A 25,958-nucleotide genomic window follows, 5' to 3' on the forward strand; every position below is an offset into this window, starting at 1 on the left:
CGCGGCCCAGCACCGGGACCCAGGGTGGTCGTGCGGTCACCCCGGGGCGGCGCCGCGGCCCAGCGTGAACCGGAACGTGGCCCCCTCGCCCAGGACGCTGTCCACGGCCAGGTCGCCGCCGTGGTCGCGGACGATCTGCCGGGCGATGGTGAGACCGAGCCCGCTGCCGCCGGTGGCGCGGTCGCGGGCCGGGTCGGCGCGCCAGAAGCGCTGGAAGACGAACGGCAGGTCGGCGGGGGCGATGCCGCAGCCGGTGTCGCGGACCTCGACCGTGAACCGGTCCGCGTCGGGGAACGCGCGCAGGGTCACGTGACCGCCGGGGTCGGTGTACCGGATGGCGTTGCCGATGAGGTTGCCGAGCACCTGACGGAGCCGGTCGTGGTCGGCGTGCACGGGCAGCGGGCCGGCGGTCTCCGCGGTCAGCCGGACGCCGGCGGCCTCGGCGACGGCCAGGTGCGCGACCCTTGCCGTGTCGACGAGGTCGGCGAGGTCGAAGTCGCTGCGGCGGTACGTGAGATGCCCCGCCTCGGCGAGGGTCAGGTCCTGCAGGTCGTCGAGGATGCGCCGCTGCAGGACGGCCTCGTCGTGCAGCGAGCCGAACAGCTCCCGGCTCGGCGCGACCAGCCCGTCCTGCAGCGCCTCCAGGTAGCCGAGCAGGTTCGACAGCGGCGTGCGCAGCTCATGGGCGACGCTGGCGACCAGCCGGCGCTGCGCCTGCTCCGCGGCCTGCACCGCCGACGCCATCCGGTTGAACGACTCCGACAGCTGCCCGAGCTCGTCCCGCCCGACGGACTTCACCCGCGCGTCGAGGTCGCCGCCGGCGAGGCTCCGCGACGCGGCGGTGAGGTCGCGCACCGGCCGGCTCACGTGCCGGGCGATGATCGCCGTGCCCAGGATGACCAGGACCAGCACGCCGCCGCCGGCGATCAGGCCCGGCCGGCGGATGAGGGTCGCCGCGTCGTCCGCGACGGCACCGAGGTACAGCTGCAGCGGCTCGGGCGCGAAGGTGGCGACCCGTTCGCCGAACGCCTTCGTCAGGCACGCCGCGGTGTCCTTCTCACCCCGGCAGCCGACGACATACGACGCGTCGCCCTCCGCGTCCACGGCGGCGGCCTCCCGGACCTGCTGGCCGCAGCCGAGATCCTCGGACTTGCCGTTGCCGACCGGGATGCCGTACTGGTTGGTGACGAGCGCCGGTGGCGTGGTGAACTGGTCGGTGAGGCAACGGGCGAACAGCACCGTCTGCCGGAACTCGACGATGTTCTGCATCGTCGCCGCCTCCAGCTTGTAGCCGAGTTTCGCCTCGAGGTCCGCAGATGCCCGGGCGGCGGCCAGGTCGGCCGGCGGGAAGACGAGCGTCGGGCGCGGGTCGATCAGCGCCGGCGAGCTGATCACCGCGCGGGCGGCCCGGTTGGCCAGGTGGTCGCTGTCGACGGTCACCTGGCCGTAGAGGTTCGTCAAGCGGATCCGCTGCTGGTTGGCGTTCGACAGCCGTTGCACCACCTTGTCGATGCCGGCCCAGGTGCCGTGCCGCAACGCGTAGGCGCGGAAGGTCTCCACGGTGCTGAGCTCGTTGCGGGTCGCGGTCTGCTGGGCCTCGGCGAACTGCGCGGCGGCGAGCCGCACGCTCAGCCACGCGGTCAGCCCGACCGCGGTGACGGCGATCAGCAGCACCAACCCGAAGACCCGAAATCTGAAGCTCATGCGGCCTCGTTCAGCCGGTAGCCGCGGCCGTACACCGTCTGCACGTAGCGCGGTTCGGCCGGGTCGGACTCGATCTTCTTGCGCAGGTTGACCACGTGCGCGTCGACGGTGCGCTCCGAGACGTCGCGCTCGAACCCGAAGACCCGGTTGATGATCTCGCCGCGGGTGAACACCCGGCCCGGCTCGCCCGCCAGCAGCTCCAGGATGCCGAACTCCTTCGCGGTGAGCACGACCACCGCGCCGTCGACGCGGACCTCGAAGCGGCCGGCGTCCACCGCCAGGTCCCCGACGCGCAGCACCTGCTGGTGGCCGGGGCTGCCGATGCCGGAGCGGCGCAGCAGCGCCCGCACCCGCGCCGCCAGCTCCCGCGGGCTCACCGGCTTCGTCATGTAGTCGTCGGCGCCCAGGTCCAGGCCGAGCAGCAGGTCGTCCTCGGTGGAGCGGGCCGTGACCAGCAGGATGGCCACGGTCGACTCGGCGCGGATGATCCGGCACACGTCCAGGCCGTCGACCAGCGGCATCATCACGTCCAGGACGAGCAGGTCGGGCCGGCGGGACCGGCACTGCTCCAGCGCCAGCCGGCCGTTGGGCACGGTCAGCACGCTGTGGCCGTCCCGCTCCAGGTACAGCCGGATCAGCTCGGCCTGCTTCGGGTCGTCGTCGGCGACCAGGATCCGTGCGCTCATCGCCGATCATTGTCGCGCGCAGAGTGTGAAGAACCTGCGAAACCCCGGCCGGGTTTCGATCCGGCCGATGGTTCTTCATCAGTTCCCAACGACCGGCTCCCTACCTTCACCGACATGTGTGGATTCCTGGTGTTCGTGAGCACGGACGGCACGGTTGCGGTGGACGACCTCGCCGCAGCGCTGGAGCTCCTGCGCCACCGCGGGCCCGACGAGACCTCGCTGCACCTGGACAGCGGCGCCGCGTTCGGGTTCCAGCGTCTCGCCATCGTCGATGTCGCGCACAGTCACCAGCCGGTGTCGTGGGGCACCTGGACCGTGGTGTTCAACGGCGAGTTGTACAACTACCGGCAGCTGCGGGCCGAGCTGGTCCGCGACCACGGCGCCGTCTTCGCCACCGAGGGGGAGGCGGAGACGCTCGCCGCGGCGTTCCACCACTGGGGGCCGTCGGCCGTGCGCCGGCTGCGCGGCATGTTCGCCGCCGTCCTGCGGGACCGGGCCACCGGCACCGTGCACGCGATCCGCGACCCGTTCGGCATCAAACCGCTCTACCACCTGCAGACCCCGGACGGGCTGTACCTGGCCAGCGAGAAGAAGGCGCTGCTGCCGTTCGCGGGCGCCGCGACCCGGGTCGACACGGCGGCGCTGTCGCACTACCTGACGCTGCAGTACGTGCCGGAGCCGGCGACCCTGCACCCGGCGGTGCGCCGGCTCGCCGCCGGGCACGCCCTGACCTGGACACCGGTGACGCCAGGGACGCCGGTCCGGATCGAGGCATACTTCCGGCACTCGCTGCGGCCGTCGGCGCGGCCCGCGCAGGACGCGATCGCCGCCGTGCGCGACGCGCTGCGCGACAGCGTCCACGCCCACCTGCAGTCCGAGGTGCCGCTCGGCGCGTTCCTGTCCAGCGGCATCGACTCGACCGCCGTCGTGGCCCTCGCCCGGGAGAAGCACCCGGGGATCCGCACGTTCACGGTGGGCTTCGACGACGAGCGCTACAGCGAGATCGAGGCCGCGTCGCAGACCGCGGCGGCCCTCGGCGTGGAGCTGACCGCGACCCTGGTGCGCGACGCCGACGTGATCGCGGCGCTGCCGCGCATCGTGTGGCACCTCGACGACCCCGTCGCCGACCCGGCGGTCGTGCCGCTGTACTTCCTGGCCCGCACCGCCGCCCGCGACGTCACCGTGGTGCTGTCCGGGGAGGGCGCGGACGAGCTGTTCGCCGGGTATGAGATCTACCGCGAGCCGGCCGCGCTTGCCGGGGTCGCCGCGCTGCCCGCGCCGCTGCGCCGGGGGCTGCGGGCCGTGTCGGCGGTGCTGCCGGAGGGGGTGCGCGGCAAGAGCTTCCTCGAACGGGCCACCACGCCGATCGACGAGCGCTACTACGGCAACGCCCGCATCTTCGGCCCCGCGGAGAAGGCCCGCCTCATGCGTGGCCCGGCCGACCCGCACACGACGGTCACGGCCCCGCTGTACGAGGCGGCGGCCGACCTCGACGACGTCGCCACCATGCAGTACGTCGACCTGCACACCTGGCTGCCCGGCGACATCCTCACCAAGGCCGACCGGATGTCGATGGCGCACTCCCTGGAGCTGCGGGTGCCGTTCCTGGACCGGGCCGTCTACGCCGCCGCGGCGGCGCTGCCGACGTCGCTGAAGCTGGCCAGGACCACGAAGTTCGCCCTCCGCGAGGCGATGCGCGGCATCGTGCCGGACGCGGTCGTCGACCGGCGCAAGCTCGGCTTCCCCACCCCGACCAGGGTCTGGCTGCGCGGCGACGTCGGTGTCTGGGCCGGTGACGTGTTCGCCGACGCCGGCGTGGACCACCTGCTGGACCTCGGCCACGCCCAGCGCCTGCTCGCCGCGCACCGGCGCGGCGACGCCGACCATTCGCGCAAGATCTGGACCGTGCTGATGTTCTGCCTTTGGTACGCCCAGCAGAACACCCCACGCCCACGACGTGCTCGCTCCCAGGTGATTTCCCGTTCCCAGGGGGAACACTCAGAGTAAGACCGATACTACAAAGAGTAGGTGTGGAGGTGTAGACGGATGAGCGGTAGGACGGACCCGGGACAGCTCGCGGCGCGGCGCCGCCTCGCTGCCGTCGGGCGGGCCCGCGCCAACCTGGCGGGCTGGCAGCCGTCCGTGCAACGCCTCGCCGACCTGATCGTCGAGGCGGCCGGGGTGCCGGTGTCCGTCGTGTCGCTGGTCACCGCCGACAGCCAGGTCATGCTCGGCTGCGCCGGTGGTGAGGGCTCCGCCGGCGCCGCGTTCGAGATCCCGCTGTCGGCGTCGCTGTGCCGCGAGGTCGTCGTCACCGGCCTGCCGTTCATCGCGCGGGACACCGCCGCCGATGCCCGGTTCGCCGGCACCGACCCGGTGCTCGTGCACGGGATCCGGGCGTACGCCGGCTTCCCCGTCGCCGACGAGGACGGCCTGATCCTCGGGGTCGTCTCCGTCGCCAAGTATGAGCCGCACGAGTGGACGGTGGCGCAGCTGTCCACCGTCGACAACGCCGCGCAGCTGTTCGCGGAGCTGCTCGGCGGCGCCAACGCCGCCGCCGGCGGCAACCGGGCCGTGCAGGAGCAGCGGGCGTTCCTCGACGCGGTCGCCGCGGTCCGGGACGGGACCGGACCGCGGCGGGTGGAGCAGCTGCGGCGCTGCCAGCTCAGCGTCGCCCGGGCCATGGCCGAGGCGTCCGACACCCGCACCGCCGGGCAGGCCGTCCTGACCGCGGTCAACGAGGCGCTCGGCTGGCCGTATTCGGAGCTGTGGTGCTACGACCCGGCAGCCGGCACGATGCGCCCGCTCGCCCAGTGCCACCGGGCCGGCTTCGGCCCCCCGCCGCAGGTGCCGCCGCGGCTGGCCACCGGCGTGGGCCTGGCCGGCCGGGCCTGGTCGGCGGACGGGCCGGTGTGGGTCGAGGACGTCGACCGGGCCGGCCTGCTGGTGCAGGACCCCGCCGCGGACCTGGTGCTGCGCTCCGCGGTCGTGGTGCCCGTGTGCAGCGGCGAGGACTGCTTCGCCGCCCTCGTTTGGTGCTCCGCCGCCGCCGAGGCGCCCGACGACCTGCTGTCGGTGCTGCTCACCGGGATCGCCGCCGAGGTCGGCCAGCACCTGCAGCGGCGCCGCGCCGAGGGCCTCGCGCTGCAGCTGGCGCGCAGCCGCCACGAGTACGTCCGGCTGGTCGGGCACGAGCTGCGCACGCCGCTGACGTCGATCGCCGCGTGCACCGAGCTGCTCAGCGCGTTCGGCGACGAGCTGCCCGGCGACGCGCGGGAGCTCCTCGAGGCCGTCACCCGTAACAGCGACCGGCTCCGGCACATCATCAACGCGCTGCTCGACCTCGCCGCCCTGGACAGCGGCCACGTCGTGCTGCGGCACACCGGCTTCGACCTCGCCGCCACGGTCCGCGCCGCCGCCGCGTGCCCCGGTCCCGCCGAGGGGCCGGTGCGCGTGCACGTCAAGGCGCCCGACGTCCTCATGGTCGAGGCCGACGAGCCCCGCATCCGCGACGTCGTGCGTGCCCTGCTCGGCAACGCCGTCATGTACAGCCACCCGGGCGGCGACGTCTCCGTCACCCTCACCACCGCCGGCGACCACGCGTGCCTGACCGTCGCCGACACCGGCATCGGCATCCCACCCAACGAGCTCGACCAGGTCTTCGAACGGTTCCAGCGCAGCTCCCGGGTCCGTGACCTGGGAATTCCCGGCCTGGGCCTCGGCTTGGCGACGAGCCGGACGGTCCTGGAGCGCCACCGCGGCACCATCACGGTGCGCGAGACCCCGGGCGGCGGCACCACCGCCGAGGTCCGCCTCCCGCTGCGCCAGCACTGACGCGGCGCGCGGCCGGGGAAGGGCTACTCGGGGTCGGGGAGCGCGGCCAGGATGGCGGCCCGGGTGGGGCGGCGGTCGATCTCCATGAAGCGACCGGCGCCGGCGAGCGGGCCGAAGCCGGAGCGGCGGTACACCTCGTGGGCGTCGCGGGTGGCGAGCAGGAAGCGTTGCAGCCCGGCGGCGGACAGGTCCGCGACGATGCTGTCGACGAGCCACTGGCCGAGGCCGCGGCCGCGGTGGTCGGCGGCGACGAACACGTCGCAGATCCAGGCGAACGTGGCGCCGTCGGTGACCGCCCGGGCGAAGGCGACCTGGGTGTCGTCGTGCCACACGGCGTAGGGCAGCGAACCCGTGATCGACCGGGCGACGACGTCGTGCGCGCGGCCGGCGGCCCAGTAGGACTCCTCGGACAGCCAGCGGTGCACGAGGTCGACGTCGACGCGGGCCGGGTCGGTGGTGAGGACGTAGCCGTCCCGGGACCGGGGACGCCCGCTCATCGGGAACGCAGCCAGTGCAGGGCCTCGACGGCGTGGCGCATGACGGTGATGTGCCCCTCCGACGGGATGATCCGCGCCGACGCGGTGGGCAGCTGGGCGGCGAGCCGGGTGGCGTGGACGCTGGGCACCATGCGGTCGGCGGCGCCGTGCATGAGCAGGACCGGCGCGGTGACGGCGGCGAGCGGGAAGCCCCAGGGGTGCACGAACGCCAGGTCGTCGTCGACCAGCGGGGCCGGCCCGGCGACGAGGGCGGCGGCCACGATCTCGCCGAACCAGGCCCAGTCGGTCTCCAGGGCCTGCCAGTCGGCGGGCAGGAAGCCGATGTCGACCGCATCGTCCGGGGTCGCCGCGTGCTGCTCCTTCGCGGCGCGGCCGGCGAGTGCGGCGCGCAGTGAGGCGACCCCGCCGTCGGCCATGCCGGCGAAGTAGTCGTCGTTTTCGCCGGTGTACGGGCTGAGCGCCGACACGCTCACGGCTGCCGTGACCCGGTCGGGCAGCAGTGCGGCGCAGGCGAGGGCGTGCGGGCCGCCGCCGGAGTGGCCCATGACCGCGAACCGGTCGACGCCGAGCGCGTCGGCGACCGCAGCGGCGTCGGCGGCGGCCGAGGCGACGGTGCGGTCCGGCCGCGGGGTCGAGCCGCCGTAGCCGGGCCGGTCGTAGGAGATCCAGCGGATGCCGAGCGGCTCCGACGCGGCGAACAGCGGCGAGGGCGGCGCCCCGATGTTGGGCGTGCCGTGGTGCCAGAACACCACGAGGTCACCACCGCCGGTGTCATAGCCGTGCAGTGTCCGTCCGTCGTCCAGCCGGACGTCGATCTCAGCCCCCATGCGCCCAGAGCCTATCGGCGCCCTCGGGATGGTGACCGGCGGGGCAAGACGCTTGCGCACCCCATACCGGGTATGCATACTCCGTATCTATGTCCATCAAGTACGGCCTGCTGGCGCTGCTGCAGCGCGGCACGATGTACGGCTACCAGCTGCGGACCTCGTTCGAGGAGTCCACCGGCGGGACGTGGCCGCTGAACATCGGGCAGGTCTACACGACCTTGTCGCGGCTCGAACGCGACGACCTGGTGCGGTCGCTGCCGGAGCACGACGGGGGGCAGCGACCGTATGAGATCACCGACGCGGGGCGCGCCGAGCTCGCCACCTGGTTCGCCACCCCGATCGGCCGGGCCGACCGGCCCCGCGACGAGCTGGCGATCAAGCTGGCCCTCGCGCTGACCACGCCGGGCGTCGACGTGCCGCGCATCATCCAGGCGCAGCGGACAGCGACGATGCGGATGCTCCAGGAGTACACCCGCATGAAACAGCGCACGGCCGGCCCGGCCGACCTGTCGTGGCGGCTCGTGCTCGAATCCATGATCTTCCAGGCGGAGGCCGAGGTGCGGTGGCTGGATCACTGCGAGGCGAGCCTGGCCCGGCACGCCCCGCTGCCGGCGCCCCTGCCCACCTCGGCGCCCGTCCCGGACCAGGAGAGAACGGCATGAGTGTCCTTGAGCTGCGTGGGGTGCACCGCATGCACGGGCGCGGCGAGGCGACCGTCCTGGCGCTGCGCGGCGTGTCGCTGACCGTCCGGCCGGGGGAGCTGGTCGCGGTCATGGGGCCGTCCGGGTCCGGCAAGTCGACGCTGCTCAACCTCGCCGGCGGGCTCGACGCGCCGACCGAGGGCGAGGTCGCCGTCGAGGGCACCGTCCTGGGCGGCCTGGACCGCAAGGCCCTTGCCGCGCTGCGCCGCCGCCGGATCGGCTACGTGTTCCAGGACCTCAACCTGCTGCCCAGCCTCACCGTGGCCGAGAACATCGCGCTGCCGCTCGAGCTCGACGGCGTCGGGGTTCGCCGGGCCAGGCGGGCCGCGCTGGCGTCCCTCGCCGAGGTGGAGTTGGAGGGGTACGCCCAGCGCTTCCCCGACGAGATGTCCGGCGGCCAGCAGCAGCGGGTCGCCATCGCGCGGGCGCTGGTCGGGCAGCGGCGGCTGATCCTCGCCGACGAGCCGACCGGCGCGCTGGACTCGCAGACGGGTGAGGCGGTGCTGCGGCTGCTGCGCGCCAAGGTCGACGCCGGCGCGGCCGGGGTCCTGGTCACCCACGAGGCCCGGCACGCGGCGTGGGCCGACCGGGTGGTGTTCCTGCGCGACGGCGTCGTCCTGGACACCTCCGGCCCGCTCGCCGAGCCGGAGCACCTGCTCGACGGGGCAGCGTCGTGAGAGGTTGGCTGGTCTCGCTGCGCATCGCAAGGCGAGAGGCGCGCCGGGCCAAGGGTCGCACCACGCTCGTGCTGTCGCTGATCCTGCTGCCCGTGCTGGGACTGTCGTTCGCGGCCGTCATGTACGACATGTTCACGCTCACCAAGACCGAGCTGCTGGACCGCGAGCTGGGCAGCTTCGAGGCGTCGGCGCACTGGCCGTTCGCCGGCGCGATCACCCAGGACGCCGACGGCTACGGCACGATGAGCACCGAGGCCCACGAGCCCGCGACCCCGCGCGCCGAAGGGCTGCTCGCGCTGCTACCGGCCGGCTCCCGGGTGGCGCTGATCGACGAGCGGGAGATCCGGCTGCGGGGCGCGACCGGCGAGCAGAAGCTCCGCGCGCACCAGCTCGACCTCGCCGATCCCGGGTACCGCGGCAAGGTCTCGGTCCTGCACGGCAGGGCGCCCGCGTCCACCGGCGAGATCGCCCTGAACGCGGCCGCGATGGAGCTGCTCGGCGTCAAGGCCGGCGGCACCGTCAAGCTGCCCGGCCAGGACGCGCAGCGCGGGCCGGCCGAGCTGCGGGTGGTCGCGGAGATGGAGTTCCCCGGCAACCTCAAGCCACTCGCCGTGGTGCGCCCCGGCACGCTGAGTGCGGACCCGGCCGGACAGAGCACCAGCTGGCTGATCGACGCGCCCGGCCCGATCACCTGGGCGCAGGTGCGGGACCTGAACCAGTACGGCGTGGTCGTGCGGTCCCGGGTCGTCGTGCTCGACCCGCCCCCGGACGCGCTGACCTGGCCGACCAGCGACGGCAGCGTCTTCCAGCTCGGCATCCTCGTGTTCGGCCTCGGCGTCCTGGAGGTCGTGCTCCTCGCCGGCCCGGCGTTCGCGGTCGGCGCCCGCCGGCGGCGCCGCGAGCTCGCCCTCGTCGCCGCGAACGGCGGCACCCCGGCGCAGCTGCGCCGCATCGTCCTCGCCGACGGGGTCCTGCTCGGCGCCGTCGCCGCGGTCGTGGGCACGGTCGCCGCGGTCGCGCTGGCGTTCGCGCTGCGGGGCGTGTTCGAGGACCACGTCGCCCACGCCCGGGCCGGCGGCTACCGGGTCTTCCCCCTGGCCCTGCTCGGCATCGCCGGGCTGGCGCTCACCGCCGGGGTCGGCGCGGCGCTGGTCCCGGCGTTCGCCGCGGCCCGCACCGACGTGGTCGCGGCCCTCGCCGGGCGGCGCAACCGGACCGGGCCCGGCCGCCGCTGGCTCGTCGTGGGCCTGTGCACCCTCGGCGCCGGCGCGGCCGCCGCGTCCTACGGCATCGTCGCGGTCGACTCGACCGTCGTCATGGCCGGGCTCGTCCTGGCCGAGCTGGGCCTGGTCGTGTGCACGCCGACGCTGGTCGGGCTGATCGCCCGGCTCGGCCGCCAGTTGCCGCTCGCCCCCCGCATCGCGGTGCGGGACCTGGCCCGCAACCGGTCCTCGACCGCGCCGGCGATCTCCGCGGTGATGGCCGCGGTCCTCGGCGCCGTCACGGTCGGCGTGTACCTCGCCAGCGACGTCCAGCGGCAGCGCGACATGCACATCTCGGCGCTGCCGGACGGGTACGCGGAGATCACCCGCGGGTGGGGCCGCAACGGCGAACGCGGCGACCCGCTGCCGACCGCGAAGCTGGTCGAGGCGGCGACGTCGACCCTGCCGGTGACGAAGACCGTCGAGCTGCGGGGCGCGACGTGCCCACCGTCGGCGACCGGCACAGCACCGCAGACGCTGCCGATGGCGTGCTGGCTCGCGCCGCAGCGGCCGGCCCACCGGCGGTGCCCGTACCAGCCGGGTCAGGCCACGAAGGAGGAGCAGCGCAAGGCGGCCCGCGACCCCCGGTGCAACGAGGGCGGCTACACGATGAGCGGCGGCGGGAACGCGACCACGATCGTCGACGACGGCTCGACCATCGGGCTCGTCTCCGGCGCCCGCGGCGACGACCTCGCCCGCGCCGAGGCCACCCTGCGGGCCGGCGGCATCGTCGTGGCCGACCCGAGCCTGGTCGAGGACGGCAAGGTCATCCTCGGCGCGGCGACGATGGAGGACCCCGACGGCGCCAACCACACCGTCACCGTCCCCGGCTACGTCAGCACGACCGCCGTGTCGCGGATCTTCCTCGCGTTCTCGCCGCAGGCCGTCGCCAAGGCCGGGCTGGCGGTCGAGCTCAGGGGCATCGTCGTGGCCACCAGCCGGGTCCCGACCCAGGCCGAGGTGGGCGCCTTCAACGCCGCCGCCGAAGCCCTCGGGAACAACTATCAGGGCGGGGTCGCGACGCCGTCCCAGCTGGACGCCACCGTCAACCTCGTCGTCCTGGCGATCGTCTCGGCGCTCATCGCCCTCGGCGCGGCCGGCATCGCGACGGGGCTGGCCGCCGTGGACAGCCGGCCGGACCTGGCGACCCTCGGCGCGGTCGGCGCCTCACCCGGCGTCCGCCGCCGGCTGACGCTCAGTCAGGCGGGGGTGATCGCGGGGATGGGCTCGCTGCTAGGCGCCGCCGCGGGGATCGGCGCCGGGTGGGCGGTGCTCGCCGCGCTCAACCGCAAGACGCTGAGCGTGTGGCCGAGCGACATGACGTACCCGCTGTCGATCCCGTGGTCGAACGTGGTCGTGGCGGTGCTGGTCGTGCCGGCGGTGGCGATGCTGGGCACGGCGCTGTTCACCAGGGCCCGGCTGCCCATCGAACGCCGGGCCTGATCTCCTGGGGGTCGCGGCGTCGCGATAGGATGTCCCGCAAGTCCGAATAGGGAGATCCTGTGACTTCCGACGAAGAGCCCGAGACGTCCGAACTGCAGGACGAGGGCGGCGCCAGCACCAGCGGCTCCGGTGCGTTGATCCTCTTCGGGGTGATCGGCGTGCTGGTGATCGTCGGCTTCCTGTACTCGACGATGACGCGCTGAACCCGCAACTCAGACGATCAGTGGGCGCCCGCCGAACCTGGCGGGCGCCCACTGACGTTCAGACCGTGCCGTCCGGGGCCTGCTGGTAGCCGGCCGGCCGGGTCGTGAACGTGCCACGGCCCTGGGTGCGGCTGCGCAGCCGGGTCGCGTAGCCGAACAGCTCGGCCAGGGGCACCGTTGCCGTCACCACGACCGTGCCGGCGCGGGTCGTGGAATCGGTGACCCGGCCGCGGCGGGCCGCGAGGTCGCCGAGGACCGCGCCGACGGTGTCGTCCGGGGCGGTCACGGTGACCTCGGCGACCGGTTCGAGCACCGCCATGGTGCTCTGCCGCAGCGCCTGCTGCAGGGCCAGCCGCCCGGCGGCGCGGAAGGCCAGCTCGGAGGAGTCCTTCGAGTGGGTCTGGCCGTCCACCAGCGTCACGTGTACGCCGGTGACCGGGTGACCGCCGAGCGGCCCTTCCAGCAGTGCGTCGCGGCAGCCGGCCTCGACCGCCTTGACGTACTCCTTCGGGACCCGCCCGCCGACGACCGCCGAGTCGAACGCGAACGCCTCATCCGACGGGGTGACGTCGATCATGACGTGCGCGTACTGGCCCGAGCCGCCGTCCTGCTTGACGTACCGGTACAGCAGGCCGCTGACGCCTGCCAGCACGGTTTCACGGTAGGAGACCTGGGGACGGCCGACGTTGACGGTCAGGCCGTTGGCCTGCCGCAGCTTCTCCACCGCCACCTCCAGGTGCAGCTCACCCAGGCCGGACAGGACCGTCTGGCCGGTCTCCGGGTCGCTGCGCACCCGCAGCGACGGGTCCTCGTCGACGAGCCGGGCCAGGGCGACCGACAGCCGGTCGGTGTCGGTGGCGACGCGTGCCTCTACCGCCACCGAAACCACGGGTTCCGCGGTGACGGCGGCCTCCAGTACCAGCGGCGCATCGGGCGCGCAGAGGGTCGTGCCGACCTTCGCGCGCTTGACGCCCACCACCGCGACGATGTCGCCCGCGGTCGCGTCGTCCAGCTCGGTGTGCCGGTCCGCCTGCACGTGCAGGATCCGGCTGACGCGTTCGGTGCGTCCGGTGCCGGTGTCGAGCACGGTGGCTCCCTTCGTGATCGTGCCGGAGTAGACCCGGACGTAGGTGAGGCGCCCGGTGGTGGCGGCGTGCACCTTGAAGACCAGGCCGGCGAACGGCGCGTCCGGGGTCGCCGGGCGCTGCGGGTGGACGGGCGGGACGTCGAGCGGGGACGGCAGGTATGCCACCACCGCGTCGAGCAACGGTTCGATGCCCCGGTTCTTGTACGCGGAGCCGCACAGCACGACCACGCCGGCGCCGGAGCCGGTGATGTCGCGCAGCGCGTCACGCAGCGTGGCGTCCTTGAGCCCGTCGTTGGCGACGAACTCCTCCAGCGCCCCGGCGTGCAGCTCGGCGACGGCCTCCTCGAGCAGGCGCCGGCGCCGCTCCATCTCCGCCGGATCGGGGACGTCGACGACCGTCATGGCGTCCTCGGTCCACGTGACGGCCCGCCGGGCGACCAGGTCGACGACGCCCACGAACTGCTCCTCGGCACCGATCGGCAGCTGGACGACCAGCGGCGTGACGTGCAGCCGCGCCCGGATCGAGGCGACCGCGGCGTCGAGGTCGGCGCCCGAGCGGTCGAGCTTGTTCACGAACGCGATGCGCGGCACCCCGTGCAGGTCGGCCTGCCGCCACACCGACTCGCTCTGCGGCTCGACCCCGGCGACCCCGTCGAACACGGCGACGGCACCGTCGAGGACGCGCAGCGAGCGCTCCACCTCGGCGGAGAAGTCGACGTGCCCGGGTGTGTCGATGAGGTTGATCCGGTGGCCGTCCCAGGTACAGCTGACGGCCGCGGCGAAGATCGTGATGCCCCGCTTGCGCTCCTGCGCGTCGAAGTCGGTGACGGTGGTGCCGTCGTGGACCTCGCCCTGCTTGTAGGTGGCGCCGGTGAGGAACAGGATCCGTTCGGTGGTGGTGGTCTTGCCGGCGTCGACGTGGGCGAGGATGCCGATGTTGCGGGTCTGGGACAGGTGATGGGTGCGCACGGCCTGCGGCCTTTCAGCGTGGTGTCTGAACAGGGCAGCGCGATTGCCCCGCGCTTCGCCGCCGGCGTTGTGTCGCCGTTCGGGCTTCGTAGCGCAGGGTCCAGCCGGTGCGGCCGCGCGGGCTCACACCAGCGGGCAGGAAGACACCAGGATCACCTCGTGCCGGGACCGGGGGATGATGACGGCGACGCGGTAACGCATGGCGGTCTCCCCTTCCCTCAGCACGACATGGCGATCATACCGGCGCCGCGCCAGTGACGGGAACCGCTTTTCGGCCCCGCAGCGCGTACACGCCGGCCAGGACGGTGCCCACGCACAGCGACGCGGCACTCAGCCCGAGCGACCAGTGCACGCCGATCGCGGCGCCCAGCAGCCCGACGGTGAAGCCGCTGCCGGCCCGCAGCCCGTTCGCGGACATCCCGTACACGCCGATGACCCGGCCCCGGTCCGCGGGCGGCGCCAGCAGCTGCACCACGGTCTGCCCGATCGACATCGACGCCAGGCTCGCCACGCCGCCGAGGACGAGCAGGACCACCGCGAGCGGGTAGCTGCTCGTGATGGCGAAGAACAGGCTGGTGACGCCGTAGACGGCGGTGCTGATCACGGCGGCGAGGACGGTCGGCCGGATACGCCCGGTCGCCTCGAGGAGGATGCCGCCGATGACCCCGCCGGCGCCGTTGGCGAACAGCAGCACCCCGTAGGCGAGGCTGGCACCGTCGACGCCTTCCCCGGTGGCCGCGCTGCCCGCCCCCAGGTCCTGCGCGAAGATCGGCATCGCGGACTGCATCGACGCGCCGACGAAGAACGACCCGAGCCCACCCAGGATGATCATGCTGACCAGGGTGTGGTTGCTGCCGACGGCCTTGAGCACCCGCACCGACTCCATCAGCCCGACCCTGGCCCGCGGCGCCCCGTGGTCGCGGGTGTGGCCGGTGAACTTGGTGCGGAACAGGAACAGCGTCAACGGCAGGAAGAACAGCACGTTGACGAAGATGCCCGCGGTCGAGCCCAGCCCGAGCAGCAGCGCCGAGCCGACGACCGGCCCGAACAGCACGCCGAGGCTGCGGAACGTGGCGTTGAGCCGGACCGCGCTGGGCAGCTCCTCGTCACCGACGAAGTCGTGCAGCATCAGCTGCTCGCCAGGCCCCCACAGCGAGCCCGCGAGCCCGTGCAGCACCAGCAGTACACACGCGTGCCAGACCTGCAGGGTGCCGGTCAGGAACAGCACACCCCACGCGACCGACACCGACGCGAACAGCACCTGCGCGGCCTGAATGACCCGCCGGCAGTCGAACCGGTCCGCGAGGGACCCGAAGTAGACCGAGAACAGCAGGAACGGCACCCAGTGGCTGATCACCTGAAACCCGGACAGCGCCGGCGAGTGGAACTTCTCCCACAGCACCCAGTACGTGATCACGTGCTCGATGTTGTCGGCCATCATCGACAGGCCCGCCCCGAACAGGTATGGCCGGCAGTCCTTGTTCCGCAGCGCCGCGAACCTCCGCGGAGCCACCTTGACGGCACCCTCCGTCCCGGCCGTCGTGGCCGTCGCCCCGGTCTCGGCCGTCGTGGCCGTCGCCGCCGTCACGGCGGTCACGGCGTCGGCGGGGGTCTCGGCTCGGCCGGCTGCGCACATGGCCTCCAGCCTCCACCCACCCGGCCGCTTCCATCCCCGCCACGCACTACGAAGTGATCACCGCCACGCCTCAGGCCCGGCCAGCGCTTTCGCCACCCGCCTCAGGCGATGACCACCGGCACCGCCTGCCCAGCGGCCGCGGCCGTGCCATGGATGACGTCAGTCGTCGCCGAGGAGGGTGGTGATGTAGCTGCCGATCGTGGTGACGGTCTGTGGGGAGGGCTTGACGAACTCGATGCCGACCTCGCCGGCGGTGTCGGTGTCGAGGTGGCGGACCGCGCGGCCCTTCAGCGGGATGCGTTCGGCGCCGAGCAGCAGGGTGAGGTCCAGGACCGTCTCCAGCGCGGGGCGCCAGCCGGTCTTCGCCGCGCAGCGCAGGCCGGAGATGCTCAGGTCGAGCAGGTCCGCCTCGGCCTGCATGGGGCCCTGGCTGAGCAGGACGGTGCCTTCGACGGCGGCGCGGTTGTGGCGGCGGCGTTCGAGGCGGTCGGTGACCTGGGCCAGGCTCTCGATCCGGCTGATGGCCGTGTGCACCGCGTTGACGAGCTGCTCCACCGACGCGCGCTGGCGGGCGGCGACCGCGGTGAGCTGGGCGGTGACGTCGCCGACGGCGTTGACACCCTGGCTCATGTCGGTGATGACGCCGGCCATCGCGGAGGCGTCGGCGCCGAGCGCCTCGACGGTGCTGGTGATCTCGCCGGTGGAGTCCTTCGTCTTGGTCGCCAGGTTCTTCACCTCGCCGGCGACGACGCTGAAGCCGCGGCCGGCCTCCCCGGCGCGGGCGGCCTCGATGGTGGCGTTGAGGGCGAGCAGGTTCGTCTGGCCGGCGACACCGGCGATGAGGTTCGCGATGCCGTCGACGCGGCCGAGGCTGGTCGTGACGGCGCTGATGGCGGAGTCGGCTTCGGCGGCGCGCTCCACGACGGTGCGGGTGACCCGGTCGGCGGCGGCCGCCTGCTGCTCGATCGCGTCGGCGGCGGCGAGGACGTCGTCGGCCTCCCGCATGACGGTGTGCAGCTCGGCGAGGGCGGACGCGCTGGTCTCGTCGATGACCTCGCCGGCGCGGCGGCGCACGGTCTGCTCGGCCAGTTGCTGGCGCACGTTCGTCGTCATGAGCTGCGCCTCCTTGGCGAGGCGCTCGTCGGAAAGACGGCGTTCCTGTTCCTGGAGGGCGTCGAGCATGGTGTCGATGGCCCGCCCGAGGACGGCGATGTCGTCGATGCCTTCCGGGTTGATCCGCAGCTGGTGGTCACCGGAGGCGACGATCTGCTCGGTGGTGCGCCGCAGCGGGCCGACCCGTCGGCGCAGCGCCACCCGTACCGACCACAACACCCCGATGACGAGCAGCACGGTCGCGACCGCGACGAAGACGAACAGCTTGACGGCGGTCGCGCTGGCGGCCGCGTGGATCGGGCGGGCCGCGACGACCTCGAGGACGATGCTGCCGCCGTTGACGGTGTCGATGACGGCGTCGACCGCGATGTGGTCGGCGCCGAGCACCTTCGTGCCGATGCGCAGGTCGCCGAGCTCGCTGTGCAGCGTCGGCTGCGGGTCGGCGCCGGTGCGGGCCTGCGGGGCGAGCCGCAACGGCAGGTCCAGGGCGGTGCCCAGGCGCGCGACCCGGGCGTCGTCCAGGCGTTTGAGCAGGATCATCCCGCCGGACGGGGCGCCCTCGCCGCTGCTCTGGAACGCCCCGACGCCGCAGAACAGGTACGGCGCGTCCGCCGACACGACGCCGCAGCGCGACACGCCGGGCTTCGCGGCCGGGTCGAACAGCTGCCGCAGCACCGCCGGGTCCCGCAGCTGCGGCGGCGGGGTGCCGTGCGTCGGGGCGTCGGTCGTCATGCCGCCGACCCGTAGCGTGCCGTCGGCGCCGATGCCGAACATGCCGTCGATGTCGTTGGCGGAGCTCTGCGCCTCGGGCGGGAAGTCGGCGGCGAAGCCGTCCTTGTCGCTGTTGCCGACGTCGTTGTACGCGTTGTCCCACACCGCGTTCGTCGCGCCGAAGGCGGTGAGCAGCTGGGCCTGCGAGTCCAGCCCGATCCGGATGCGATCAGCGTCCTGGGCGACCTGTCGCGCCTCAAGCTGCTCGAACGCACCAGTGGTGATCAGCTGCATCATGAGAAACGCGGCGGCGAGACCAGCGAGCCCGCCTGCGACTGGCAACAGCAGGCGGGACAAGCGGCGTACGTTCGGACCCACGATGACCAGTTCGGCACCGGAGGTCCGGACCTTATGCGATCACGTAACCGGAGATGATGTGCGCGTTGAGGAAGGCCGCGTAGGAGTCGTCGCCCGGCTTCGCCTCCAGCGCCGCGGCCTCGTCCACGTACATCAGCTGGTAGATGTGCCCCCGCACCGGACCTGACCAGCCGCCGGGGGTGAACGAGAACGGCGGCTGCAGCACGCGCGTGCCGCTACCGGGCGGCAGCACCGGCACGACCGGCCAGATGACCGCGTCGCCGGGGTTGATCAGGCCGTTGCCGCTCGCGGCGTCCAGCACCCACACGCGGTCCACCGGCAGGGGCCCGCACGCGGACCCGGTCCTGGCGGTCACGGTGAACTCGCCGCCGACCAGCGCCATCATCCACGAGTCCGCGCAGGTGGACGGCAGGACCGCCGGGTCGTCGCCGGCGTACCGGGACGCGCCCGGCTTCCCGGCGTAGGTCGACGTGCTCGGGTTCGTGGGGGTCGCCCGCCCGCTCGGATAGAGCGACCCGCTCGGATAGAGCGTCGGGCCCGGCGTGCCGGTGAGGGCGGCGTGCACCGACGGCGGCGTCCCGACCTGCTGCTGCGGCCGGGTGCCGGCGGACGCGGCGTAGACGGCGAGGATGACCACGACGGCCGCGGCGAACGTGCCGACGATCGCGAACCGCCGCCGGGCCCGCCGCGGCGCAAGGGCGGTCACGGTGCCGCCCTCCTGGTCCCCGGGAAGGCCCGCGCGCCGGACCACGTCCGCGAGCCCGCCGTCGGCGTCAAAGGCGGCGGCATCAGAGGAGGCGGCGTACGCGCGCCGGATCAGCTCGCGGGTCGGATCGGTCTGTTCAGGCATCACCGTTGGCCTCCACGATCTGCTGGAACCGCTGCACGTAGGGTTGAAGGAGCTTGCGCAACGCCGACACGTGGCTGCGGACCGTCGACTCGCTCATGTCCAGCAGCCGCGCGATGTCCGTGGTGCTGTCGTCGTGCAGGAAGAACAGCATCGCCACCTGCCGGCGCCGGGTCGGCTGCGCGTCGATGACCCGCCGCACCGCCTGCACCAGGCCCGTGCTGTCCGCGACCAGGTCCAGGTCCGTGTCGGCCAGCCCGACGTCGTGCCGCTCGTCCAGCGCGGTGAACCTGGCGTCCACCACCGCGACGCGGCGCACGTAGTTCTTCGCGGTGGTCAGCACGTATGCCCGCCGCTGTGCCTCCTGCAGCCGCCGCAGCTGCGGCCAGCGCTCCAGCATCCTGGCGAAACTCTCCGCGGTCGCCTCCACGCCCAGCTCCGGCCCGGCGAACGCGCACATGAACCGCTGCACCCCCGGCGCGTCCCGCCGGTAGAACTCGGCGAAGTCGGGCGGTGCCACCCCAAGCTCATGCGTCGTATCGATCATCCGATCATCCCCGGTGCGGCACTCGCTTACGAGTGAGAGCACCGGGGGGTCGGATCCGTCCAACCGGCGTCAGCGGGAGCCGAGGTGCGCCATCATCGGCGCCGGGTAGCGCGAGCCGCGGGCGGAGTCGGCCGGCACCGCGGCCTCGATCGCGGCGAGATCCTCCGCGGTCAGCTCGACCGGGGTGAGGGCCTCCGCGAGCCGTTCGCGGGTCCGCGCGCCGACCAGCGGCACGATGTCGGCGCCCTGCGCGGCGACCCACCCGATCGCCAGCTGCGCGACCGTGACACCTTTCGCCGACGCGACCCGGCGCAGCGCCTCGACCAGCTCCAGGTTGTGCCCCACGTTCTCGGGGGCGAAGCGCGGCCCGTGCGCCCGGAAGTCGCCGGGCGTCATCGCCCGGTCCGCCCGCCAGTGCCCGGACAGCAGGCCGCGGGACAGCACCCCGTAGGCCGTCATCCCGATGCCCAGCTCCCGCAGCGTCGGCAGCACCTCGTCCTCCACGCCGCGCGACAGCAGCGAGTACTCGATCTGCAGGTCGGCGATCGGGTGCACGGCGTGCGCCCGGCGGATGACGTCCGCGCCGACCTCCGACAGCCCGATCTTGCGGATGTATCCCTCCTTGACCAGGTCGGACAGCGCGCCGATGGTCTCCTCGACCGGCACCGCGGGGTCCAGCCGGGCCGGGCGGTACACGTCGACGTGGTCCACGCCCAGGCGCACCAGGGTGTACCCGAGGAAGTTGCGGATCGCGGCCGGCCGCGTGTCCATGCCGCCCCACGCGTTGTCCGGGCCGCGCAGCGCGCCGAACTTCACGCTCAGCTCGACCTTGTCCCGGTCGCCCGGCCGCAGCGCGTCGCGGATGAGCAGCTCGTTGTGGCCCATCCCGTAGAAGTCGCCGGTGTCGATGAGCGTCACGCCCGCGTCGACGGCGGCGCGCACGGTGGCGATGCTTTCGGCGCGGTCCGACGGGCCGTACATGCCCGACATTCCCATCGCGCCCAGCCCGATGTTGCTCTTCATAGCGTTTTCTCCCGGTGTACGACGAGTGCCTTCCACCTGTCGAGCCTGCCGCCGCTCGCGGTGCGGCGGCAACGGAGCGCTCTTCGTAGGAGCGGCGGTCCCTGGCTGTGCCGGGGCCCGGGGCGCGACGATGGGGGCATGCAACGTGACGACCTCGCCGACTTCCTGCGCCGCCGCCGCCTCGCGATCCGCCCGGCGGACGTCGGACTCGCCGAGGGTCCCCGCCGGCGCACCGCCGGGCTGCGCCGCGAGGAGGTCGCGCTGCTCGCGGGGATGTCCACCGACTACGTGGTGCGCCTGGAGCAGGGCCGCAGCGCGCAGCCGTCGGTGCAGATGCTGTCGGCGCTGGCCCGGGCGCTGCGGCTGACCGAGGACGAACGCGACCACCTGTTCCACCTGGCGGGCCACCAGCCGCCGCGGGCCGCCGGCGGGGTGACGCACGCGCGGCCCGGCCTGCTGCGGATGCTGGACCTGCTGGGTGACACGCCGGCCATGGTGGGCTCGGACCTGGGGGAGACCCTGGCGCAGAACCGGATGGGGATGCTGCTCATGGGCGACCAGACCCGGCTGCGGGGCGACCTGCGCTTCCACGTGTGGCGGTGGTTCATGGACGAGGACTGGCGGGCGCAGTACCCGGCGGAGGACACCGAGCACCACAGCCGCGTGGTGGTGGCGGACCTGCGGGCGACCGCGGCCCGCCGGCACGGCGACGCCGACGTCGACGGTCTGGTGCGCCGGCTGCTGGCGGCGAGCCCGGAGTTCGCGGCGCGGTGGGGCGAGCACGAGGTCAAGGTCCGCCGCTCGGACCGCAAGAGCTTCCTCAACCGGCAGGTCGGCGTCGTGCACGTCGACTGCGAGACCCTGGTGACCCCGGACCTGCGGCAGATGCTGCTGGTGCTGACGCCGCAGCCGGGCACCGACGCGGCGGAGAAGCTCGCGCTGCTGTCCGTGGTGGGCCTGCAACAGTTCACTTCGTGAATACCCGCTGGTATCGACTTTCTTCGAGACTTTGATTGACATCCAATAGTTAACTTTCCTATCGTTTCAGCCACCTGTCATCGCGCCGGTGGCACCGCTTCTCGCTTGGTCCCGGGCATCCCACCCTGCCCGTTCGCCGCCGGCCGACCATCCGAAGGAGCACCCCTTGTCCTCCTCCACACCGCTGGAATCCGGGGCCGCCCGTCCCGGACGCCACCGATCCCGGCGCTCGGCCTTCGCGGCCGGGGCCGTCGCCCTCGCCACCGCTGCCGTCGGCGGGGTCTTCGCCCTCGCCAGCCAGCCCGCCGCGGACGCCGCGGTCCTGCCCAACGGCTTCCGCAGCGTCGGCTACATGCCGTCGTGGGCCGGCAGCGCCAACAGCATCCAGTACAGCAAGCTGACCCACATCAACTACGCCTTCGTGCTGCCGAACTCCAACGGCAGCCTCCAGGGCCTGGACAACGCGGCGAAGCTGCAGTCGATCGTGTCGCTCGGCCACGCCGCCGGCGTCAAGGTCTCCATCGCCGTCGGCGGCTGGAACGACGGCAACGACTCCGGCTTCGAAGGCCTCGCCGGCAACGCGACCGCCCGGACCGCGTTCGTCAACAACATCGTGAACCTGGTCAACCAGTACAACCTCGACGGTGTCGACATCGACTGGGAGTACCCGGACCCGGGCACCTCCGGCAACAACTACACCGCGCTCATGTCGCAGCTCAGCACCGCCATGCACAGCCGCGGCAAGATCCTCACCGCCGCCGTGGTCTCCGAGGGCGGCACCGCCAACGGCGTCCAGCCGGCCGTGTTCGGCTACGTCGACTGGCTCAACATCATGGCCTACGACGGCGGCAGCCCGCACGCCAACTACGACTGGTCCATCGCGGCCGTCAACTTCTGGAAGGGCCGCGGCCTGCCCGCCTCCAAGGCGGTCCTCGGCGTGCCGTTCTACTCGCGCCCCGGCTACTACACGTACTCGGACCTGGTCGCCCGCGACCCGGCCAACGCCAACCGCGACTGCACCACGATCAACGGCGTCCAGGAGTGCTACAACGGCCTGCCGACGATCCGTCGCAAGACCACCTGGGCCATGGCCAACGCCGGCGGCATCATGAACTGGGAGCTGTCCCAGGACGCCACCGGCGCCAACTCGCTGGTCAGCGCCATCTACACCACCGCGACCGGCGGCACCACTCCGCCGACCACGGGCCCGGCCGGCCGCACCGGCCGCATCACCGGCATCGCCGGCAAGTGCATCGACGTGGCCGCCGCCTCATCGGCCAACGGGACCGCGGTCCAGCTGTACACCTGCAACGGCACGACCGCCCAGACCTGGACGGTCGCGTCGGACAGCACCCTGCGCGCCCTCGGCAAGTGCATGGACGTCACCAGCGCCGGCACCGCCAACGGCTCGAAGATCCAGCTGTGGGACTGCAACGGCTCAGGCGCCCAGGTCTGGCAGTCACAGTCCAACGGCACCCTGCGCAACCCCGCCTCGAACAAGTGCCTCGACGTGACCGGCAACGTCTCCACCGACGGCACCCGGCTGCAGATCTGGGACTGCTTCGCCGGCGCCAACCAGCGCTGGGTCCTGCCCTAACGGTGTGTACGGGTGGCCGGTCCCGTCCGGCCACCCGTTCCCCGACACTGTCCGCGACGCGGTTGACGCGCACCGTGCCCGCCGGTAAACGTTTCGGGGATGGTGTGGAGCACGAGTCACTCGCCGTCGTGGCCATGGAAGCGCTGCACACCGCCGCGGCGGAGGCGACGTCGGCGTTGGTCGTCTACTTCGCCGGCCACGGCCTGCTGGACGTCAAGGGCGACCTGTATCTCGTCCCCGGGGGTGCCGACCGCGAGCGGATCTACCGGGGCATCCACTACGAGGATGTCCGCCGCGAGCTGCTGTACACAGCCAACTGCCCGGCGAAGGTCGCCCGCAATCGCCGTGGTCCGTCCACCCGGCCCGAACCCGAGCCGGACCCGGTGCGGCCCGAGCGCCCCCGGCCGCCGGCTCCCCGGATACCGGTCCCTCGACCGGCGGCACCGATGACGAAGGAGCTGCCTCGGCCGGTCAGGATCGCCGCCGAGGCCGCGGACCTGCGCGCCGCCGGCCGGCACACGGATGCTGACGCCCTGCTCGTGCGAGCCTCAACCTAGGTGGACCGGCAGGGTGGTGGTGCCGTGGATGAGGACGCCGGGGCGCCAGATCAGTTCGGAGGGTGGGACGGCGAGGCGCATCTGCGGGAACGCGGCGAGCAGGTCGCGGAACGCGATCTGTGCCTCCAGGCGGGCCAGGGGAGCGCCGAGGCAGTAGTGGATGCCGTGGCCGAAGGCCAGGTGCTGGTTGTCGGGGCGGCCCAGGTCGACCGCCGCCGGGTCCGGGAAGCGGGCCGGGTCGCGGTCGGCGCTGAGCAGGGAGATCGCGACGACGCCGCCGGCGGGGATGGTGACGCCGCCATACGTGACGGGCTCCATCGCCACCCGGAACGTCGCGGTCTCGACGGGGGACTCCAGGCGCAGGAACTCCTCGACGGCGCTGGGGATCAGCGACGGGTCGTCCAGGAGCCGCCGGTGCTCGTCGGGGCGGGTCAGCAGGGTCCACATGCCGTTGCCGATGAGGTTGACCGTGGTCTCGTGCCCGGCGAGGAGCAGCAGGAAGACCATCGAGGTGAGCTCGTCCTCGTCGAGGCGGTCGTTCTCGTCGGTGGTCGCGATCAACACGCTGAGCAGGTCGTCGGCGGGGTCGGCGCGTTTCGCGGCGATGAGGGCGCGCAGGTATGCGAGGAACTGCGCGGCGGCGGCCGGGACGCCGGAACGGTCGACGGAGCCGGCGACCAGGATGCCGGTCCAGTGCCGGAACTCGGCCTGGTCCTCCTGCGGGATGCCGAGCAGCTCGCAGATGACCTGGATCGGCAGTTGCACCGCGTAGTCGTCAATGACGTCGGCGCGCTCGTCGGTCTGCATGGCGGCGATGAGTGCCGCGCTGAGCTCCTCGACCCGGCTCCGCAGCTGCTCCACCCGCCGGGCCGTGAACGCCTTCGCCACCAGCCGGCGCAGCCGGGTGTGATCCGGCGGGTCGTTGGCCAGCAGGTGCCTGGTCAGCGGGCGGCTGATCTCCGGGGCGAGTGCCGCGGCGTTCGCGGTGGCGCCGACCCGCTTGGACAGCCGCGGGTCGCCGAGCGCCGTCCTGGCGTCGGCATACCTGGTGATCAGCCACATCTCCATGCCGGTCGGCAGCTGCAGCCGGTGCACCGGTGCCTGCTCGCGCATCGCGGCATAGACCGGGTGCGGGTCGTCCCAGAATTCCTGCGTGAACATCTGCGTGCTGGGCGCGGTAGTCACCCATTCACGGTAGCCAATTCTCACGCGTTTCGGTGTCCCGGTCACCGTACGTGACACTCCCGTGTGCCGACCGCCGCATGATCGTGGAACCGGGGCTCCACGATCATGGCCGGGTCGGGTCAGTGCTTGCCGAGCCAGTCGACGAAGTGGATCGTGCCGAGGCGGGCGCCGGGGCCGGGGGTCAGCGACGAGTCGTCGAGCTCGGTGCCGAAGTAGCGGGCGTGCGGGTCGGTCGTGACGTCCTGGATCGGCTCCGTGCCGTCGTGCGCGGCGAGGAACCGGCGGATGTGCTCGTCCATGCGGACGGGCTCGGGGCCGGCGAGCTCGACGATGCCGTTGACCGCGGGCGCCTGGGCGACGTCGGCGAGGGTTGCCGCGACGTCGTCGGCGGCGACCGGCTGGAACAGGGCGGGCGACAGTCGCAGCGTGTCGCCGTCGACGGCGGACTGCGCGATGGCGTGGGAGAACTCGAAGAACTGGGTCGCCCGCACGATCGTGAACGGCACCCCGCCGGCGGTGACAGCGGCCTCCTGCGCGACCTTGGCCCGCAGGTAGCCGCTGTCGGGCAGCCGGTCGGCGCCGACCACGGACAGGGCGACGACGTGGGCCACGCCGGCCGTGCGGGCGGCCGCGAGCAGGTTGCCGGCCGAGGTCTGGAAGAACTCCAGCACGGCGGCGTCCTGGAAGGACGGCGAGTTCGCCACGTCGACGACCACCTGGGCGCCGTCGAGAGCGGCGGCGAGACCCTCGCCGGTGACGGTGTTCACGCCGGTCGCCGGGGACGCCGGGACGACGTCGTGGCCGGCGGCGCGCAGCAGGTGGACGAGCTTGCCGCCGATGAGGCCGCTTCCGCCGATGACAACGAACTTCATGATCGCTCCTCTTAACTCGGACAAATTTTATCCGGGACGCTTGGAGGACCATACCCGGACACCTCATGTCCGAGTCAAGTAGGATGGGTGGGTGAAGATGTCGGGCGGGGTGGAATGGGCGTTGCACTGCTGCGTGGTGCTCACCGCCGCGCCGGCGCCGGTGCCCGCGGCGCGCCTCGCCGAGCTGCACGACGTCTCCGCCAGCTATCTGGCGAAGCAGCTGCAGAGCCTGTCCCGTGCGGGCCTGGTGCACTCCGTGCAGGGCCACGCCGGGGGGTATGCGCTGACCCGCCGCCCGCAGGACATCACGGTCCTGGACGTGGTGGTGGCGGTCGACGGGGTGCAGCCCGCGTTCGTGTGCACGGAGATCCGCCAGCGGGGCCCCCTGGCCACGCCGGCGGAGGCGTGCACGGCGCCGTGTGCGATCAGCCGGGCGATGGCCGCCGCCGACGAGGCGTGGCGGGCGGCCCTGCGCGGGGTCACGATCGCCGACCTTGCCCGGGGCGTCACCGGCGACTACGGCCCCTCCGCGTTCGACGGCATCCGCGCCTGGCTCGCCTCCGCCTGACTCCGTCAGGCCCTGCCGGGGCACCACGAACGGCGCGGATGACAACGTTGACACAC

General features: G+C 73.0%; 22 protein-coding genes. 10 read left to right on the forward strand and 12 right to left on the reverse strand.

Translation table 11 applies throughout. The features are described 5' to 3' along the window. Nucleotides 1–36: 36 nt before the first annotated feature. Nucleotides 37–1,704: an ATP-binding protein gene (locus tag AB0K00_RS44435; protein ID WP_363534627.1), complete on the reverse strand. Its 1,668-nt coding sequence runs from the start codon at nucleotides 1,702–1,704 to the stop codon at nucleotides 37–39. After that, complete coding sequence (locus tag AB0K00_RS44440; RefSeq protein WP_363534630.1) at nucleotides 1,701–2,390, reverse strand: response regulator transcription factor; 690 nt, start codon at nucleotides 2,388–2,390, stop codon at nucleotides 1,701–1,703. Before AB0K00_RS44440 ends, AB0K00_RS44435 begins: the two co-directional genes overlap by 4 nt. A 114-nt stretch (nucleotides 2,391–2,504) precedes the next feature. Between AB0K00_RS44440 and asnB the strand changes: the two genes are divergently transcribed. Further along, nucleotides 2,505–4,397 (forward strand): asparagine synthase (glutamine-hydrolyzing), encoded by a 1,893-nt coding sequence (gene asnB, locus AB0K00_RS44445; protein ID WP_363534633.1) that lies wholly within the window; start codon nucleotides 2,505–2,507, stop codon nucleotides 4,395–4,397. 39 nt (nucleotides 4,398–4,436) lie between these two features. Beyond that, entirely contained in the window at nucleotides 4,437–6,224 is a 1,788-nt protein-coding gene (locus tag AB0K00_RS44450) for an ATP-binding protein (RefSeq protein WP_363534636.1), read from the forward strand. Nucleotides 6,225–6,247: 23 nt separating this feature from the next. On the opposite strand, the gene AB0K00_RS44455 is transcribed toward AB0K00_RS44450, so the two are convergent. Together AB0K00_RS44455 and AB0K00_RS44460 are read right to left on the reverse strand one after the other, a co-directional pair. After that, complete coding sequence (locus AB0K00_RS44455; protein ID WP_363534639.1) at nucleotides 6,248–6,721, reverse strand: GNAT family N-acetyltransferase; 474 nt, start codon at nucleotides 6,719–6,721, stop codon at nucleotides 6,248–6,250. After that, entirely contained in the window at nucleotides 6,718–7,548 is an 831-nt protein-coding gene (locus tag AB0K00_RS44460; RefSeq protein ID WP_363534642.1) for an alpha/beta hydrolase, read from the reverse strand. The genes AB0K00_RS44455 and AB0K00_RS44460 overlap by 4 nt, the downstream gene beginning before the upstream one ends. An 89-nt stretch (nucleotides 7,549–7,637) precedes the next feature. On the opposite strand from AB0K00_RS44460, the gene AB0K00_RS44465 reads away from it, so the two are divergent. The 4 genes from AB0K00_RS44465 to AB0K00_RS44480 are packed head-to-tail and all read left to right on the forward strand — an operon-like array spanning nucleotide 7,638 to nucleotide 11,834. Then, nucleotides 7,638–8,210 carry a PadR family transcriptional regulator gene (locus AB0K00_RS44465; protein WP_363534645.1) on the forward strand — a complete coding sequence of 191 codons (573 nt, stop codon included), beginning with the start codon at nucleotides 7,638–7,640 and terminating at the stop codon, nucleotides 8,208–8,210. Beyond that, nucleotides 8,207–8,926, forward strand: a complete 720-nt coding sequence (locus AB0K00_RS44470; RefSeq protein WP_363534648.1) for an ABC transporter ATP-binding protein — start codon at nucleotides 8,207–8,209, stop codon at nucleotides 8,924–8,926. The genes AB0K00_RS44465 and AB0K00_RS44470 overlap by 4 nt, the downstream gene beginning before the upstream one ends. After that, nucleotides 8,923–11,631 carry an FtsX-like permease family protein gene (locus AB0K00_RS44475; protein ID WP_363534651.1) on the forward strand — a complete coding sequence of 903 codons (2,709 nt, stop codon included), beginning with the start codon at nucleotides 8,923–8,925 and terminating at the stop codon, nucleotides 11,629–11,631. Before AB0K00_RS44470 ends, AB0K00_RS44475 begins: the two co-directional genes overlap by 4 nt. Nucleotides 11,632–11,690: 59 nt before the next feature. Continuing rightward, nucleotides 11,691–11,834, forward strand: coding sequence for a hypothetical protein (locus AB0K00_RS44480; protein WP_326999684.1), 144 nt, complete (start codon nucleotides 11,691–11,693; stop codon nucleotides 11,832–11,834). A 58-nt stretch (nucleotides 11,835–11,892) separates the two neighbouring features. On the opposite strand, the gene fusA is transcribed toward AB0K00_RS44480, so the two are convergent. The 6 genes from fusA to AB0K00_RS44510 form a co-directional block, all read right to left on the reverse strand. After that, nucleotides 11,893–13,890 (reverse strand): elongation factor G, encoded by a 1,998-nt coding sequence (gene fusA, locus AB0K00_RS44485; RefSeq protein WP_363534654.1) that lies wholly within the window; start codon nucleotides 13,888–13,890, stop codon nucleotides 11,893–11,895. 235 nt (nucleotides 13,891–14,125) lie between these two features. After that, a complete protein-coding gene (locus AB0K00_RS44490; RefSeq protein ID WP_363534657.1) occupies nucleotides 14,126–15,526 on the reverse strand; it encodes an MFS transporter in 1,401 nt (466 codons plus the stop codon). A gap of 159 nt (nucleotides 15,527–15,685) precedes the next feature. After that, nucleotides 15,686–17,707, reverse strand: a complete 2,022-nt coding sequence (locus tag AB0K00_RS44495; protein WP_363534660.1) for a methyl-accepting chemotaxis protein — start codon at nucleotides 17,705–17,707, stop codon at nucleotides 15,686–15,688. Between the two features lie 52 nt (nucleotides 17,708–17,759). Next, nucleotides 17,760–18,578: a hypothetical protein gene (locus AB0K00_RS44500; protein ID WP_363534663.1), complete on the reverse strand. Its 819-nt coding sequence runs from the start codon at nucleotides 18,576–18,578 to the stop codon at nucleotides 17,760–17,762. After that, the gene (locus AB0K00_RS44505; protein WP_363534666.1) at nucleotides 18,571–19,122 is read right to left on the reverse strand and encodes a sigma-70 family RNA polymerase sigma factor; all 552 of its coding nucleotides are present in this window, start codon (nucleotides 19,120–19,122) and stop codon (nucleotides 18,571–18,573) included. The genes AB0K00_RS44500 and AB0K00_RS44505 overlap by 8 nt, the downstream gene beginning before the upstream one ends. 69 nt (nucleotides 19,123–19,191) lie before the next feature. After that, nucleotides 19,192–20,145: an aldo/keto reductase gene (locus AB0K00_RS44510; RefSeq protein ID WP_363534669.1), complete on the reverse strand. Its 954-nt coding sequence runs from the start codon at nucleotides 20,143–20,145 to the stop codon at nucleotides 19,192–19,194. 138 nt (nucleotides 20,146–20,283) lie between these two features. On the opposite strand from AB0K00_RS44510, the gene AB0K00_RS44515 reads away from it, so the two are divergent. The 3 genes from AB0K00_RS44515 (at nucleotide 20,284) to AB0K00_RS44525 (ending at nucleotide 23,277) form a co-directional block, all read left to right on the forward strand. Continuing rightward, complete coding sequence (locus AB0K00_RS44515) at nucleotides 20,284–21,123, forward strand: helix-turn-helix transcriptional regulator (protein WP_363534672.1); 840 nt, start codon at nucleotides 20,284–20,286, stop codon at nucleotides 21,121–21,123. Nucleotides 21,124–21,289: 166 nt separating this feature from the next. Further along, on the forward strand, nucleotides 21,290–22,720 hold the full coding sequence (locus AB0K00_RS44520; protein WP_363534675.1) for a glycosyl hydrolase family 18 protein: 1,431 nt from the start codon (nucleotides 21,290–21,292) through the stop codon (nucleotides 22,718–22,720). Between the two features lie 104 nt (nucleotides 22,721–22,824). Continuing rightward, entirely contained in the window at nucleotides 22,825–23,277 is a 453-nt protein-coding gene (locus AB0K00_RS44525) for a hypothetical protein (protein ID WP_363534678.1), read from the forward strand. On the opposite strand, the gene AB0K00_RS44530 is transcribed toward AB0K00_RS44525, so the two are convergent. Further along, the gene (locus tag AB0K00_RS44530) at nucleotides 23,269–24,462 is read right to left on the reverse strand and encodes a cytochrome P450 (protein WP_363534681.1); all 1,194 of its coding nucleotides are present in this window, start codon (nucleotides 24,460–24,462) and stop codon (nucleotides 23,269–23,271) included. The genes AB0K00_RS44525 and AB0K00_RS44530 overlap by 9 nt on opposite strands. Before the next feature lie 119 nt (nucleotides 24,463–24,581). Continuing rightward, complete coding sequence (locus AB0K00_RS44535) at nucleotides 24,582–25,334, reverse strand: NAD(P)H-binding protein (protein ID WP_363534684.1); 753 nt, start codon at nucleotides 25,332–25,334, stop codon at nucleotides 24,582–24,584. Between the two features lie 97 nt (nucleotides 25,335–25,431). Between AB0K00_RS44535 and AB0K00_RS44540 the strand changes: the two genes are divergently transcribed. Next, nucleotides 25,432–25,902, forward strand: a complete 471-nt coding sequence (locus AB0K00_RS44540) for an Rrf2 family transcriptional regulator (RefSeq protein ID WP_363534779.1) — start codon at nucleotides 25,432–25,434, stop codon at nucleotides 25,900–25,902. The last annotated feature ends 56 nt before the right edge of the window (nucleotides 25,903–25,958 follow it).

Source organism: Dactylosporangium sp. NPDC049525, assembly GCF_040676755.1.
Taxonomy (GTDB): Bacteria; Actinomycetota; Actinomycetes; order Mycobacteriales; family Micromonosporaceae; genus Dactylosporangium.

Excerpts from the sequence above, each read along its gene's own strand:
- AB0K00_RS44540 (WP_363534779.1), top strand. The coding sequence starts at position 25,432 with ATGTCGGGCGGGGTGGAATGGGCGTTGCACTGCTGCGTGGTGCTCACC.
- AB0K00_RS44510 (WP_363534669.1), bottom strand. The coding sequence starts at position 20,145 with ATGAAGAGCAACATCGGGCTGGGCGCGATGGGAATGTCGGGCATGTAC.
- AB0K00_RS44435 (WP_363534627.1), bottom strand. The coding sequence starts at position 1,704 with ATGAGCTTCAGATTTCGGGTCTTCGGGTTGGTGCTGCTGATCGCCGTC.
- AB0K00_RS44500 (WP_363534663.1), bottom strand. The coding sequence starts at position 18,578 with ATGCCTGAACAGACCGATCCGACCCGCGAGCTGATCCGGCGCGCGTAC.
- AB0K00_RS44515 (WP_363534672.1), top strand. The coding sequence starts at position 20,284 with ATGCAACGTGACGACCTCGCCGACTTCCTGCGCCGCCGCCGCCTCGCG.
- AB0K00_RS44440 (WP_363534630.1), bottom strand. The coding sequence starts at position 2,390 with ATGAGCGCACGGATCCTGGTCGCCGACGACGACCCGAAGCAGGCCGAG.
- AB0K00_RS44450 (WP_363534636.1), top strand. The coding sequence starts at position 4,437 with ATGAGCGGTAGGACGGACCCGGGACAGCTCGCGGCGCGGCGCCGCCTC.
- AB0K00_RS44455 (WP_363534639.1), bottom strand. The coding sequence starts at position 6,721 with ATGAGCGGGCGTCCCCGGTCCCGGGACGGCTACGTCCTCACCACCGAC.
- AB0K00_RS44465 (WP_363534645.1), top strand. The coding sequence starts at position 7,638 with ATGTCCATCAAGTACGGCCTGCTGGCGCTGCTGCAGCGCGGCACGATG.
- AB0K00_RS44460 (WP_363534642.1), bottom strand. The coding sequence starts at position 7,548 with ATGGGGGCTGAGATCGACGTCCGGCTGGACGACGGACGGACACTGCAC.
- AB0K00_RS44535 (WP_363534684.1), bottom strand. The coding sequence starts at position 25,334 with ATGAAGTTCGTTGTCATCGGCGGAAGCGGCCTCATCGGCGGCAAGCTC.
- AB0K00_RS44470 (WP_363534648.1), top strand. The coding sequence starts at position 8,207 with ATGAGTGTCCTTGAGCTGCGTGGGGTGCACCGCATGCACGGGCGCGGC.
- AB0K00_RS44505 (WP_363534666.1), bottom strand. The coding sequence starts at position 19,122 with ATGATCGATACGACGCATGAGCTTGGGGTGGCACCGCCCGACTTCGCC.
- asnB (WP_363534633.1), top strand. The coding sequence starts at position 2,505 with ATGTGTGGATTCCTGGTGTTCGTGAGCACGGACGGCACGGTTGCGGTG.
- AB0K00_RS44490 (WP_363534657.1), bottom strand. The coding sequence starts at position 15,526 with ATGTGCGCAGCCGGCCGAGCCGAGACCCCCGCCGACGCCGTGACCGCC.